This window comes from Neorhizobium sp. AL 9.2.2 (assembly GCF_013317225.1).
GTDB lineage: Bacteria > Pseudomonadota > Alphaproteobacteria > Rhizobiales > Rhizobiaceae > Neorhizobium > Neorhizobium soli.
This window is the reverse complement of the sequence record NZ_JAALXU010000003.1, coordinates 541,066-555,206: the sequence shown is the minus strand read 5'-3', so window position 1 is coordinate 555,206 and position 14,141 is coordinate 541,066. Positions and strand designations below refer to the sequence as shown.

General features: G+C 62.4%; 13 protein-coding genes. 7 read left to right on the top strand and 6 right to left on the bottom strand.

Translation table 11 applies throughout. The features are described from left to right. Nucleotides 1-24 precede the first annotated feature (24 nt). From G6K99_RS09445 to G6K99_RS09430, 4 genes are all read right to left on the bottom strand, one after another. Nucleotides 25-489 carry an SRPBCC family protein gene (locus G6K99_RS09445; protein ID WP_174196383.1) on the bottom strand — a complete coding sequence of 155 codons (465 nt, stop codon included), beginning with the start codon at nt 487-489 and terminating at the stop codon, nt 25-27. Nucleotides 490-575: 86 nt separating this feature from the next. Beyond that, complete coding sequence (locus G6K99_RS09440; RefSeq protein ID WP_062582826.1) at nt 576-1,337, bottom strand: ABC transporter ATP-binding protein; 762 nt, start codon at nt 1,335-1,337, stop codon at nt 576-578. Next, complete coding sequence (locus tag G6K99_RS09435) at nt 1,334-2,335, bottom strand: iron ABC transporter permease (protein ID WP_202048828.1); 1,002 nt, start codon at nt 2,333-2,335, stop codon at nt 1,334-1,336. The genes G6K99_RS09440 and G6K99_RS09435 overlap by 4 nt, the downstream gene beginning before the upstream one ends. A 71-nt stretch (nt 2,336-2,406) precedes the next feature. Beyond that, nucleotides 2,407-3,432 carry an ABC transporter substrate-binding protein gene (locus G6K99_RS09430; RefSeq protein WP_174196382.1) on the bottom strand — a complete coding sequence of 342 codons (1,026 nt, stop codon included), beginning with the start codon at nt 3,430-3,432 and terminating at the stop codon, nt 2,407-2,409. Nucleotides 3,433-3,687: 255 nt separating this feature from the next. Here G6K99_RS09430 and mqo point away from each other — a divergent pair, with 255 nt between their 5' ends. From mqo to G6K99_RS09410, 4 genes are all read left to right on the top strand, one after another. Further along, nucleotides 3,688-5,352, top strand: a complete 1,665-nt coding sequence (gene mqo, locus G6K99_RS09425) for a malate dehydrogenase (quinone) (RefSeq protein WP_371816181.1) — start codon at nt 3,688-3,690, stop codon at nt 5,350-5,352. A gap of 159 nt (nt 5,353-5,511) precedes the next feature. Further along, complete coding sequence (locus G6K99_RS09420; protein ID WP_174196380.1) at nt 5,512-6,219, top strand: glutathione S-transferase N-terminal domain-containing protein; 708 nt, start codon at nt 5,512-5,514, stop codon at nt 6,217-6,219. Nucleotides 6,220-6,269: 50 nt separating this feature from the next. Beyond that, on the top strand, nt 6,270-6,740 hold the full coding sequence (locus G6K99_RS09415) for a GFA family protein (RefSeq protein WP_174196379.1): 471 nt from the start codon (nt 6,270-6,272) through the stop codon (nt 6,738-6,740). 157 nt (nt 6,741-6,897) lie between these two features. Further along, entirely contained in the window at nt 6,898-7,434 is a 537-nt protein-coding gene (locus G6K99_RS09410; protein ID WP_062455533.1) for an SH3 domain-containing protein, read from the top strand. Nucleotides 7,435-7,438: 4 nt separating this feature from the next. Here the strand turns inward: G6K99_RS09410 and G6K99_RS09405 are convergent, their stop codons facing one another. Beyond that, nucleotides 7,439-8,773, bottom strand: coding sequence for a D-alanyl-D-alanine carboxypeptidase (locus G6K99_RS09405; protein ID WP_062455530.1), 1,335 nt, complete (start codon nt 8,771-8,773; stop codon nt 7,439-7,441). 316 nt (nt 8,774-9,089) lie between these two features. On the opposite strand from G6K99_RS09405, the gene G6K99_RS09400 reads away from it, so the two are divergent. Next, a complete protein-coding gene (locus tag G6K99_RS09400) occupies nt 9,090-10,379 on the top strand; it encodes a hypothetical protein (RefSeq protein ID WP_174196378.1) in 1,290 nt (429 codons plus the stop codon). Nucleotides 10,380-10,421: 42 nt separating this feature from the next. Here G6K99_RS09400 and glpK read toward each other — a convergent pair whose 3' ends face one another. After that, on the bottom strand, nt 10,422-11,915 hold the full coding sequence (gene glpK, locus G6K99_RS09395; protein ID WP_062455523.1) for a glycerol kinase GlpK: 1,494 nt from the start codon (nt 11,913-11,915) through the stop codon (nt 10,422-10,424). Nucleotides 11,916-12,163: 248 nt separating this feature from the next. Between glpK and G6K99_RS09390 the strand changes: the two genes are divergently transcribed. Together G6K99_RS09390 and G6K99_RS09385 are read left to right on the top strand one after the other, a co-directional pair. After that, nucleotides 12,164-13,114: a sensor domain-containing diguanylate cyclase gene (locus G6K99_RS09390; RefSeq protein ID WP_082472015.1), complete on the top strand. Its 951-nt coding sequence runs from the start codon at nt 12,164-12,166 to the stop codon at nt 13,112-13,114. A 155-nt stretch (nt 13,115-13,269) separates the two neighbouring features. Then, nucleotides 13,270-14,046: a 3-hydroxybutyrate dehydrogenase gene (locus G6K99_RS09385; RefSeq protein WP_062455520.1), complete on the top strand. Its 777-nt coding sequence runs from the start codon at nt 13,270-13,272 to the stop codon at nt 14,044-14,046. The last annotated feature ends 95 nt before the right edge of the window (nt 14,047-14,141 follow it).

Sequence of the window (14,141 nt, the reverse complement as noted above, 5' to 3'; positions counted from 1 at the left end):
CAGCTTGAAAGGACTCGGTGAAACCTACATTGTCTTCGCAATCTCGGCCATCTGGTCCGCGACCACGCCCCAGCCCTGCTCGAAGCCCAGGTCGCGGTGGGCGATCATGTCTTCCTCGGACCAGTGAACGGAAGTCGCCGTATAGCGCGAGCGCCCGCCGCCGATATCCTCGAACTCGATAATGCCGGTCATGAACGGCTTGGCCGAGGGCACCCACCCGGCGGTATAGGCGTCGGTGAAGACGATCTTCTTGTTCGGCACGACTTCCAGATAGACTCCGGCATTCGGCACCGTTTCGCCTTCCGGCCCCTGCATCAGCACAAAACTCTCGCCGCCGGGGCGAAGGTCCGCGCGCGCCTGCGTCACCTTCCAGGGCAGCGGGCAGAACCACTCGCCGAACCGTTCCGGCGTCGTCCACACCTTGTAGAGTTTTTCGGCCGGCACATCGAATTCGCGGACGATCTGCAGTGCATAAGCGGCGTGTGTCATCCGTCTCTCTCCCGTGCCTGTTCAACGTGCTGAAGACATGAGCCTACAACGAATGCGTTGCAAGGGAAGTGTGAATCAAGGATTTTCTATCGCAGATAGTGGATATGCGGTCGCCCGTGATGCGACGAGGTTTCCACCCGCGCATCGACCGAAAACACATCCCGCAGAAGTTCCTGCGTGATGATCTCCTCCGGTGTCCCTGATGCAACGATCCTGCCCTGCTGCAGGATGATCAGGCTGTCGCAGAACATCGCGGCGTGGTTGAGATCGTGCAGCGCGATCACGCTCGTCACCGGCAGGCCGGCAACCAGCCGCATGAGGCTGATCTGGTGCTGGACATCGAGATGGTTGGTCGGCTCGTCGAGGATCAGTTCCTTTGGCGATTGCGCGAGCGCCCTGGCGATATGCACGCGCTGCCTCTCGCCACCCGACAGGCTCTGCCAGCGGTCGTTGCGCTTTTCCACCATGCCGGATCGTTCCAGCGCCTCACTCACCGCCTCGTCGTCGGCCATCGACCAGCCTGAAAACATCGAGCGGTGCGGAAACCGCCCGAGCTTGACCACGTCGATCACGCGCAGACTGGAATTGGTCGTCGCATGCTGCTCCACGAACGCCACCCTCTGCGCGATCGAGCGTCGGCCGATCGTGCCGATATCGCGGCCATCGAGCGTCACTTTGCCCGCATGCGGCGTCTTCAGTCCGGCGATCAGGCGCAGCAGCGAGGTCTTGCCCGATCCGTTCGGCCCGAGAAGCCCGACCATCTTGCCCGGTTCGGCCGCGAAGGACACGCCGTCGAGAATGGTCTTGCGGCCGATCTTCCAGCTGAGATTTTCCGCTTCGATGCTCATGACGACTTCTGGAACCGGTAGAGAATGACGGAAAAGAACGGCACGCCCACCAAAGCCGTCACGACGCCGATCGGCAGAACCTGCTGCGGGATCAGCGCCCGCGAGGCGATATCGGCGAGCACCATAAAGATCGCGCCGACGATGGCGCAGGCCGGCAGCAGCCGGATATGCAAAGGCCCGACGATGAACCGGGCCGCATGCGGCACGACGAGACCGACAAAGCCGATCGTTCCAACCATCGAGACGATCGTCGCCGTCATGATCGCCGTCAGCGCAAACAGCACGATCCGCGCCTGCCCGACATTGACGCCAAGCGAGGCGGCCGCCTCATCTCCGAAGGCAAACGCGTCGAGCACCCGCGCATAGAACAGGCAGACGATCAGACAGGCGCCGACGACGACAGACACCAGCATGAATTCCGGCCAGCGCACGCCGCCAAAACTGCCGAGCAGCCAGAACATCACGTCGCGCGCCTGCTGCGCATTGCCGGATGTGGTGACGATATAGGAGGTTGCCGCGTTGAACAGCTGCGATGCCGCAACGCCCGCAAGAATGGTGCGATCCGCCCCGCCGCGCGCGCCGTTGGACAGTAGCGCCACGAAAAAGAAGGCCGCGAATGCGCCCGCAAAGGCCCCGGCCGAAAGCGACACCGTGCCGGCGCCAAGCCCGAGAATGACGATCGCCACCGCCCCGGTAGAGGCGCCGGCGGAAATGCCGAGCACGTAGGGTTCGGCAAGCGGATTGCGCAGCAGCGACTGCATGATGGCACCCGACAGCGCAAGACCCGCACCGCAAAAGGATGCGACCAGCGCCCGGCTGAGGCGGTAGTCCCAGATAACAGTCTCGTGGATGCGGTTGAGCTCGATCGCGGTCCAACCCAACCGGTTGGTGATCGCCGCATAGGTCGTCGAAAGCGGGATCGGCAGGTCGCCGATCCCGACGCTGATCCCGACCACGAGACCGATGGCGGCGAGCGACGCCAGCAGCAGGCCGAACAGGACGGCAAACTGCCGCCCATTCTGCCGGCCCGTCTGCCGGCTTTGCTGCGGAATCGTTCGTGGCGTTTCGCTCACTTCAGGAGACCAAGCGCCTTGAGCTGCGAGGCCACCTGTTCGGCGCCGTAAATCGTGCGGATGGTCGGGTTCATCGCCTGACCGTCCATCACGACCATGGCCTTGTTCTTGACGGCCGTGATCTGGCTGACGGCCGGATCCGTGGTCAGGAACTTGATCTTGGCTTCCGGCTTGTCCAGCTCCCAACGGTTGCGGTCGAGATTGGCGACCACGATCACATCGGGATTGGCAGCGATGATGCTTTCCCATCCAAGCGTCGGCCATTCGGCTTCCGCAGTCACAGCATTCTTGCCGCCCAAGAGATCGGCGATAAAGCCGGAGGCCGCGTTCTTGCCGCCGAGATAGGCATCGGCGGTCGGCGACTGGCTGGAGAACCAGAACAGGTAGGAAAGTGTCTTGCCGTCCTTGGCAACGCTCGAACGAAGGGCAGCCTCACGCGCCTTGAAATCGGCGATGACCGCTTCGCCACGCTCGGAAACGTCGAAGATCTGCGAAAGCTCGGCGATCTCCTTATAGAGCAGGTCCATATTCCAAAGCTGGTCGCGGCTGCCGTATTCGTTCTTCACCTTTTCGGTGGAAAGGCAGGTGCTGGGCGAGATATAGGTAGGGACGCCGACTTTCTCGAAATCCTCGCGCTTGGCAACCTTGCTGGTCGGGCCGATCAGGCTCGGCAGCGCGGCGGCGGCAAAATCCGGGTTCTGCGCCAGAATGCTCTCGAATGTCGGGAATTCGACAGTCAGCAGCTTCACCTTGGCATTGGCCTCGGCAAGTTCCGGCAGAACCTTGCTCGGCCAGAAAGCCGTTCCGACCATCTTATCCTCGAGCCCGAGCATCAAAAGAATTTCCGCGCTGTTCTGGCCAAGCCCGACGGCCCGCTCCGGTGCCTTCTGGAAGGTGACGGAGGCGCCGCAATTGTCGATCGTCAGCGGATACTGGGTTGCCGCCTCGGCAAGATCGGCAGTCGCGAGACCAAGAGCGGCGCAGAGGCCGGAGACGGCCAGAAGAGACTTAATCGCTGTCACGAGAGTGGTTCCCTGTTGAAGGACGATGGGCGCACGCGCCCTATATCCACGCCGCCGGATCAAAACAAGATGAATTCAATCATCTTTTGAAGAACAGCCGCCGCGTCACGCTGTCCTACCGACAAAATGCCGCAACGGGGGCTTGTCGGTCTATGATAAATCCCTTAGAGACCGCCGCGGGAGGAGCGAAACACCAACAATTCCGAGGTGGCGATGCCTTCCAAGAACAATAACATTTCGTCCTCCACAAGCGGCATGGCGGTCAGCCGTCGCCAGCTTCTCGGCTCCGCTGCGGGCGGCGCTGCTGCACTTGGCGCGACGACGCTTCCGAGCTGGGCGCAAACCACTTCTCCCGAAAAGACGGTCGACGTTCTCCTCGTCGGCGGCGGCATCATGAGCGCCACGCTCGGCGTTCTCATCTCGCAGCTCGAGCCGACCTGGACGATCGAAATGATCGAGCGCCTCGACAAGGTCGCGATGGAAAGCTCCAACGGCTGGAACAACGCCGGCACCGGCCACTCGGCGCTTGCCGAACTCAATTATTCGCCGATGGACAGCAACGGCAATGTCCAGATCAACCGCGCAATCGAAATCAACGAAGCGTTCCAGGTCACACGTCAGTTCCTCGCCCACCAGGTGGATGTCGGCGTTCTGAAGGATCCGCGCTCGTTCATCAACTCGACGCCGCACATGAGCTTCGTCTGGGGCGAAGACAACACCGCGTTCCTCGCCAAGCGCTTCGAGGCGCTGAAGGCGAGCCCGCTCTTCTCCGGCATGGAATTCTCCAACGATCACGCCAAGATCGCCGAATGGGTTCCGCTGATGATGGAAGGCCGTGACGCGAACCAGAAGCTCGCCGTCACCTGGAGCCCGCTCGGCACCGACGTCGAGTGGGGCGAAATCACCCGCCAGTACGTGGCGCACCTGAAGGCCCAGCAGACGTTCACCCTGCGCACCTCGTCGGAAGTCGACGACATGCAGAAGAACGACGACGGCACCTGGACGGTCAGCTATTCCAACCGTGACACCGGCGCATCCGAAACGGTCCGGGCGAAATTCGTCTTTATCGGTGCCGGCGGCGGCGCATTGCCGCTTCTGCAGATGTCCGGCATTCCGGAAGGCGACGACTATGCCGGCTTCCCGGTCGGTGGCTCGTTCCTCGTCTGCGACAAGCCTGAGATCGTCGAACGCCACCTTGCCAAGGCCTATGGCCAGGCCGAGACCGGCGCTCCGCCGATGTCGGTGCCGCATCTCGACACGCGCGTGCTCGAAGGCAAGCGCCACATCCTGTTCGGCCCCTTCGCCACCTTCTCGACGAAGTACCTCAAGGAAGGCTCGCTGTTCGATCTGCCGGCTTCGGTCACGCTCGACAACATCTGGCCGATGGTCAAGGTCGGCACCGACGAGTTCGCGCTCGTCCAGTATCTCGCCGGCCAGCTGATCATGTCCGACGAAGACCGCTTCGAAGCGCTCAAGGTCTACTTCCCCAATGCCAAGGCCGAGGACTGGCGCCTGTGGCAGGCCGGCCAGCGCGTGCAGATCATCAAGCGCGATCCCGTCAAGGGCGGCGTGCTGAAGCTCGGCACCGAGATCGTCGCAGCCAAGGACGGCTCGATCGCAGCCCTTCTCGGCGCTTCGCCTGGCGCCTCGACCGCAGCCCCGATCATGCTCGACGTTCTGAAGAAGGTGTTCGCCGAAAAGCTGAAGACACCGGAATGGCAGGAACGCGTCCACACGATCGTTCCGAGCTACGGCCAGAAGCTGAACGACAACCCGGACATGCTTGCCAAGGCATGGGCCGCCACGGAAGCCCGTCTGCAGCTGGCCATCGCCTCCCCGGCGGTCAACGCAGCAGCCGCCGCCAGCGCAACGGTAACTCCCGCTGGCGACGTCAAGAAAGTCCCGGACATCGCTTTGTAATCGCGGCGGCCTGGACGGAATGAATGGAGCCGGGTGTCCGCAAGGACGCCCGGCTTTTTTGTGGTGCAATTCGGGCTGACAGCCACGGAAACGTTTCCTCTTTTCCACGGACAGTCACCGAACTAGGGTGTTCTGGATAGTTCAACCCGAGGATCCCCCATGGCCGATCTTTCCGCTTATCCGATCACCACCCGCTGGCCCGCCCAAAACCCTCAAGTCCTTCAGCTCTATTCGACGCCCACGCCGAATGGCGTGAAGGTTTCGATCATGCTGGAGGAGACAGGCCTGGCTTACGAGCCGCATTTCATCAATATCGGCGCGAACGAGACCTGGGAGCCGGAGTACCTGTCGCTCAACCCGAACGGCAAGATCCCGGCAATCCTCGATCCGGATGGTCCCGGCGGCAAGCCTCTGGCGCTGTTCGAATCGGGTGCGATCCTGATCTATCTTGCCGAAAAGACGGGACAGTTTCTGCCCGCCGACCCGGCCGGCCGTTACGAGGCGATCCAGTGGGTGATGTTCCAGATGGGCGGGCTCGGTCCGATGTTCGGCCAGCTCGGCTTCTTCCACAAATTCGCCGGCAAGGATTTCGAAGACAAGCGCCCGCGTGACCGATACGCCAAGGAGAGCGCCCGGCTGATCCGCGTGCTGGAAACCCGGCTCGCCGGGCGCGACTGGGTGATGGGCGACGAATACACGATCGCCGACATTTCCATGCTCGGATGGGTTCGCAACCTGATCGGCTTTTACGGTGCCGGCGACCTCGTCGGCTATGACGAGCTCGTCCATGTGCCGAAATGGCTGGAACGCGGCCTAGCCCGTCCCGCCGTGCAGCGCGGACTGGACATCCCGAAACGCCCCGCCTGACATTGCCAGCATGATGCGCTATCTCCTCGGGATCACCTGAGGAGATCACCATGCCGATCCCGAAACTGCCGATCGATGGGTCCTGCCGCTGCGGCGAAATCCGCTTCCGGATCAGTGCAGCGCCGCTGGTCACGATGGCCTGCCACTGCAAGGGTTGCCAGAAGATGAGCGCCAGCGCCTTCTCCTGCTCGGCCGCCATTCCTGCCGGTGGTTTCGAGGTCACAGCGGGAAAGCCTGTCATCGGCGGCATGCATGGCGACGATGTCCATCACTACCACTGCTCGCGCTGCAAGAGCTGGCTCTACACGAAGGCGACAGGGATGGACGGGTTCGTCAACATCCGGCCGACCATGCTTGACGATGCCGACTGGTTTGCGCCCTTCATCGAAACCTTCACCTCGACGAAATTCCCCTGGGCAAACACGGGCGCCACCCACAGCTTCGCGGAATTTCCGCCGATGGACGCTTACGAAGGGCTCGTCAGGGACTACCGGGCGCAGGCCGGGAGCGACGACCGATAACCCCATCGTGAGTGCATCGTGTCCCCGGAGCCGGCGTTGATTAACGCCCTGCTAACCACGACCGACTTGAATGCCGCAGCCGGCCTTAGCTGGCTGCAGCAACGATGGCGGGTTAATGAAAACAAACGGAAAAATCGGAACGCGCGCCAGAAGAGCCTTGCCCGCTCTCCTAGTCCTGATCGCCATCCTGGCACCGGTCGAAACGGGGGGCAGCGTGCCGCAGGCGCAAGCCGCGTTCAACGACGGCTGGAAGAAAGGCCGCTCGACCGGGTTTCCGATCCCCCGCTTTGTGTCGCTGAAATCACGAACGGCGCATATGCGCGTCGGACCCTCGCTGGATCACCCGACATCCTATGTCTATTCCGCCCGCGGCCTGCCGCTTGAGATCATCGAGGAATACGGAAACTGGCGGCGCGTGCGTGACCAGCAGGGCGCGAGCGGCTGGATGTTTGCAGCGCTTCTCTCCGGAAACCGCACCGCCGTGGTCGGCCCCTGGATCAAGGAGACGGTGCCGTTGCGCATCGCGCCCGCATCCGACGGGCGGCCGGTGGCGCAACTGCAAGCCGAGGTGAAACTCGATATCGTCAGGTGCGACGGCCGCTGGTGCCGCGCGCAATTGCAGAACCGGCGGCTTGCCGGCTTCGTCAGACAGGCGGACCTGTGGGGCGTCTATCCCGGCGAAACGATCGAGTAAGGCCTCAGCGCACCACGAAACAGGTCATCGACTTCGCCTGCAGCGAGGCGCAGGCGCTGGCGGCAACCTCCCGGCTGGCAAATCCGACAAACCGTGCGCGAAAATACTCGCGGGCGCCGTCCTTGTAACCCTCGACGCTTGGTGCCGCCGGGCCGAACCCGCCTGCGAGAACCGGCAGTGCCCGCTCCAGCATCGCGGTGGCTGCCCTGCGGCTGCCGGCGGCGGCAACCTGGATGCTCCAGCCTGCGGCGTTCGACGCGGCATCCACCTGCGACGCGGCGCTCGACGCATCGGCGACCCGCGCGGAAGGCAAGGGAACCGGCGGTTCGATACCGGTGCGCGACTGGGTTCTGCCGCCGGCACTGGCAGCGACAGTCCTCTGGCTCGACGATGCCATGCCGGGCGAAATCTGACGGCGCGGCTGTTCGGCATAGGAGAGGACCTGGCCCGCCGCCGGAGCTCCCGCCTGGCCCCCAGGCTGGACGCCGGGACGCTTTTGCGGCTCCGCCGTTGCCACAAGCGCACCGCCTGCCGGCCGCATCGGGTTGGTATACTGATCGAGCAGCGCCGCCATCTGGTCATCGCGCTTGCGGGCGGACTTGCCGCCCATCACCACGCCGATATAGCGCTTGCCGTTGACGACAACGGCGCTTGCCAGATTGTAGCCGGACGCGTTCACGAAACCGGTCTTGATCCCGTCCATGCCGGGATAGCGGTACATGAGATTGTTGTGGCCGCGGATGGTCCGGCCGCGGAACACGAACGACCGCATCGAAAACAGCTGGTACTCGCTCGGATAGTCGCGGATCAGCGACAAAGCCAGGATCGCCATGTCGCGGGCGGTGGTGATCTGGGCCGGATCCGGCAGGCCGGACGCATTGCGGAACACCGTCTTCGACATGCCGAGCGCCCGGGCTTTCGCCGTCATCATCGTCGCGAACCGTTCTTCCGAACCGCCAAGACGATCGCCGAGCGCCGCCGCCGAGTCGTTGGCGGATCGGATGCCGGTGGCAAGCACCGCCTCGCGCACGGACAGCGTCTCGCCGGGCTTCAGCCCCAGCTTGAACGGGATCTTCGACGCCGCGTTCGGCGTCATGACGATCTGCTCGTCCCAGGTCATCCGGCCGCTCTTGATCGCCTCGAAGGTGAGATAAAGCGTCATCATCTTGGTAAGCGACGCGGGGTGGTTGAGCACGTCGCCATTTTCGGACGCAAGAATCTTGCCCGCGCTCACATCATAGATGAAATGCGCGTAACCTGCCTGCGCCTCGGTCCGGCCGGCAGCGACCGCCAAGCATGACACCAGAAAAAACGACAGAACACGCAGCAGCCGAACCATTCTTCACCTTCTCGAATTTGCGGTGCGACCATAGGCGAGCGATACCGGCATGAAAATGGCGCTGCCGAATTTTACCCGGTATGATGTGTCTTTTTATGGGACACCGATCGGACGGCGACCGCGGCCTGCGCTGATCCAGTCGGAACGGATCGTCTTGTGCGAAGACGATAAATAAGCAACCCGTCCGTAAGATACTGCTCAAACTGCGGGCGGACGACAGCGCGAGAAATAAATCCTGACCGATTGTCGATGAATACATCGATCTGCTAAGAACAGTTCCACAAACCGGGGGCGGTTGACGGGATTGGGGCAGCCATTGCAGACCTACAGAAAAAACAACGACGTCGACAGGCCGGCAAGCATAGTCTTGTTTGCCGCAACGCTCTTGAATACGGCCCTTGCTTTCTCCAACAGCCTTCTGTTTCCGGTCAATTCGACTATCGCGTCCGTCGCTCAATTAGCCATTACTGCAGCAGCAATTGCTGTTGCTGTCCTGCGGCGGCCGCAGCTTCCGTTGAGCTTCTGGATCGCCTGCGCCTGCCTTGGTGTTTTTGCACTCTTGGCGTCGATCTGGAACGAGCTCAATTCCAAACATTACTACGACCTGATGGTCATCCCGATCTTCATCATCTTCGGAAGTGTCATCAGGCAATTTCCGTTCAAGGCCTTCAAGCTGATCATCGCTGCGGTCGGTGTCATCTGCTTTCTGGATGCGTTCCTGGTCGGCCTCTATACCACGCTGTTCAATCCCCTCTCGTTCTTCCGCAACACCCGCGTCTGGGTCTCCGACCAGCTCGCCAGCGGCTCGGACGAGATGGGGCTTTATCTCGGCGCCAACCGCGGCGGCGGAAGTTTCTTCGGCTTCCTGACCGATCACCGGATCGGTGGACCGTTTCTGGAACCTCTGTCGCTCGGATATTTCGCAGTCGTCGCCTGCATGTTCTTCGCCGTCTGGTTCCGGCACTACCCCTGGCAACGCGCGGGTGCATTTGCCGCCTGCCTGGTCCTGGCACTGCTGGCCGACTCGCGTGTGCCGTCCGCCATGATCATCCTCTTTTTCGGTCTGTCATGTCTCCAGTCGCATATCAGAATGGCATGGTCGGCTTGGGGTCCGGCCATCGTGCTGGTCGCGGCATTTTTCTTCTACATGATGAGTGATGGCCGGCTTGCCGAGTCCGAAACCCCTCGACGCATCGCCATCACATTCGATGTCGTCACCAGTACCAACATCTTCGAGTTGTTCTCGGGCGCCTTGAACGTGAGCCGGTTCGGCGACAGCGGCATCCTCTATCTCGTCTACGCTGCCACACTGCCAGGCATGTTGCTCTGCCTCTACCTCTTTTCAGGCGTCCTGAGTTCGACCCGCCTGACGCCGCCGATCCTGCCACTGATGGCATCGATCTACATCACCACGACGGCGCTGTTCGGCGGCGCGTTTCTCTCGATCAAGACGTCCGCACTTTTGGGAATCATGCTCGGAGCAGCATCGGTCGGCGCAGTTCGTTCCAAGTTGAAAGCACGATCGATGCGGAAACAGCCGGCTCCATTCAGTCAACCCGGCTACAAGCCCGACCTGGGAGCGGTCGGTCAACAAGCGACAAATTGACTGGTGCTAGATAAGCAAGAGGGCTGAGGCCAAAATTCCCCCTCACCCCTTCGTCAACGTCCGCCTTACCGCGTCCTTCCAGCCCTTGATCTTGGCAACCCGTGTCTTCGGGTCCATCTCCGGCTCAAACCGGCGTTCTCGCGCCCAGCTTTTGGCAAAAGCCTTGCGGTCTGGCCAGACGCCGGCCTTGGAGCCGGCGAGCCAGGCGGCGCCAAGGGCGGTGGTTTCGAGGATCTTGGGGCGATCGACCGGCGCGTCAAGGAGGTCGGAGAGGCGCTGCATCGTCCAGTCGGAAGCAACCATGCCGCCATCGACCCTCAGCACCGTGTCGCCGCTGCGGTTCTTCCAGTCGCGGCACATGGCATCCAAGAGGTCGCGGGTCTGGTAGCAGACGGCTTCGAGTGCCGCGCGGGCAATTTCCGCCGGTCCCGTCGCTCGTGTGAGGCCGAACATGGCGCCGCGCGCCTCCGCATCCCAGTGCGGCGCGCCCATGCCGGTAAAGGCGGGCACCAGATAGACGTCCTGCTGCGGATCCGCCTTTGCGGCAAGATCTCCCGATTTCGACGCCTTGTCGATGACGCCGATTCCGTCGCGCAGCCATTGCACGGCAGCGCCCGCGATAAAGATCGAGCCTTCCAGCGCATAGGTCGTCTCGCCGTCCAGCCGGTAGGCGATGGTGGTGAGCAGCCGGTTTTTCGAAGGCACCATGTCGCGTCCCGTGTTGAGAACGGCGAAACAACCGGTGCCATAGGTGGATTTCATCATGCCCGGTTCGAAACAGGCCTGGCCGATCGTTGCCGCCTGCTGATCGCCCGCAACGCCGAGGATCGGGATCTCGGCGCCGAACAGGGATTTTTCCGTCACGCCGAAATCGTCGGCGCAGTCCTTCACCTCGGGCAGCATGGCGGCCGGGATCTTGAGGATATCAAGCAGCGACTGGTCCCAGGCATTGTCGGCGATATTGTAGATCAATGTGCGCGAGGCATTGGTGGCGTCGGTGACGAAGCTCTTTCCCCCTGTCAGCCGCCAGATCAGAAACGTATCGATCGTGCCGAAGCAGAGTTCGCCCTTTGCGGCGCGCGCCCTCGCACCCTTCACGTTGGACAGCAGCCAGGCAAGCTTGGTGCCGGAGAAATACGGGTCGAGCAGCAGGCCGGTGCGCTTCGAGAATGTCTTTTCCAGACCCTCGCGTTTGAGCTTTTCGCAATAGGATGCAGTGCGACGATCCTGCCAGACGATGGCGTTGTGGATCGGCTTGCCGGTCTGGCGGTCCCACACGACGACGGTCTCGCGCTGGTTGGTGATGCCGATTGCGGCGATCTGCGATGCCTCAAGGCCTGCGGCCTTCAGCGCCTGCTTGACCGTCACGAGCACGCTCTCCCAGATCGCTTCTGGATCGTGCTCCACCCAGCCCGATTTCGGAAAGATCTGCGGAAACTCGGTCTGGCCGACACCGGCGATCTGCATTGTTTCGTCAAACACGATTGACCGTGTCGACGTGGTTCCCTGATCGATCGCCAGGATGTAACCCGCCATGCTGCCCTCCCTCACCATTTGCGCGTTGATCACGGTTTGAGCAGATGCCGCCGTCGCCGTCAAACCGCAACTCCCCGCCATGGAAGCTGGAATCGAGCGGGTGCCGCACCGTTATCCACAGGATCAGCGGCGAAACTGCTAAATTTCGCATTTGCCTTTTTGAGCGAGCGCCCTCTTTTGGACGCACCCATAGCTTTATGCGGTCTTTGGACCCCGCAGGGGGACTTGTATCTTCAAAAGGAGCCGGGATGAATCCGACCCCCCCGATGGCGCTGCAGCCTTTCAGGAAATCACTGACGGCCAAGATCTTCATGATCTGCTTTTTGTCCATCCACGTGCCCTTGATCGCCGTGATCGCCTATCTCGCGATCGGTTTCGAAACCCAGCCGCTCACGCTTCTTCTGTTGCTGCTCGGCGCCACGCTGATCGGCACCGTGGCCTGCCTTTCGGGCCTTTGGCTGCTGCTGCGGCCGCTCCGCAGCCTGACGCGCGCGGTCAAAACCTATCGCGACGAAGGCCAGCCGGTGCGGATGTTTTCCAAAGCCGATGATGAGATCGGCGTGCTCGCGACGGCTGTGACCTCGATGGTCGCCGAAGTCGAAACGCTGATGCAGAAGCTGCGCCACCAGGCGATGACCGACCCTTTGACCGGGCTTGGCAACCGCCGCTGGCTGAGCGAACGCGTTGCGCAGGAACTGGCACGCGCCGAGCGCCAGGCGGAACCGATCTCGGTCATCCTGTTCGATCTCGACAAGTTCAAGACCATCAACGACAGTCACGGACACGATGTCGGCGACCAGGTTCTGGTGGCAGCCGGCGAAATCGCCACCAATTATGTCCGCCCCTACGATCTCGCGGCGCGGATCGGCGGCGAGGAATTCTGCATCGTCTTGCCGAAGACGACCGAGACGGAGGCCGCCGATATCGCCGAGCGGTTGCGCGCAGCACTCGCGAAGACCACCGTCACGCCGCTCGCGCAAGGACGTCTCACCGCAAGCTTCGGCGTCTACCAGGGGGAGGCCGGCGAGAGCTTCGCACAGATGCTGCGGGTGGCCGATACGCTGCTCTACGACGCCAAGCAAGGCGGGCGCAACCGCGTGCGTCAGGCCGCCAGAAACACTGCCGGCAACCCGGCGCGATCCCCGTCTCACGCGCAGGCGACCCATGCCGCAACCGGTGCGGGCAAGCCGGCAAACTGAAGCTTGCTGCAAGGGCAAGGCTGGCGCCTGGCCCTTGCTCGCTCCCCTTCTTTCGGCACTCCTTGGCAATTGCCAGGGCGCAAGGTTTGAGCGTACCTTTCCGGTCGAGGCACCGCTCAAGCGCGGGCGCTTTGGCCTAGGGAGGGTTTTATAAAATGGCAAGAACCGTCGTCGTCACCGGCTCAACGTCCGGCATCGGTCTCGGCATCGCAAAGGGTTTTGCAGCCGCGGGCGATACGGTCGTGATCAACGGCTTTGGAGAAAAGGACGCAATCGAGGCCGCCTGCCGGATGCTCGACGAGGCGGGTGCCGCAACCGTCCTCTACCACCCGGCCGACATGACGAGGCCCGGCGAGATCGAGGATCTGATCCGGAGCACGGCGAAGACATTCGGAACGGTCGACGTCCTTGTCAACAATGCCGGCATTCAGCATGTGGCAAAGATCGAGGACTTTCCGCCGGAAAAATGGGACCAGCTGATCGCCATCCTCCTGTCATCCGCCTTCCACACGATGCGCCACGCGATCCCGCTGATGAAAGCGCAAGGCAAGGGCCGCATCATCAACGTCGCCTCCGCCCACGGCCTCGTCGCCTCGCCGTTCAAATCCGCCTATGTGGCCGCCAAGCACGGCATCATGGGCCTCACCAAAAGCGTCGCGCTCGAGGTTGCGCAATCCGGCATCACCGTCAACGCCATCTGCCCCGGCTTCGTGCTGACGCCTCTGGTCGAAAAACAGATCCCCGCCCAGGCCCGCGAAAAGGGCATCAGCGAAGCGCAGGTGCGAGACGAAGTGCTGCTGCGGCTACAGGCTACGAAGGAATTCGTCGCGGTCGAGGACGTGGCCGCCGCGGCGCTGTACCTCGCGAGCGATGCGGCACGAAGCATCACGGGGACGCATCTCTCGATCGATGGCGGCTGGACGGCGCAGTAGTTTGGGCGTGGGAGGCGATTGGGAGCGAGTGCAACTGAGGAAACGGCACGTCTCCGCTTCCCTCATTCCGTCTCCCTGCGCGTGCTCTCCGTGGC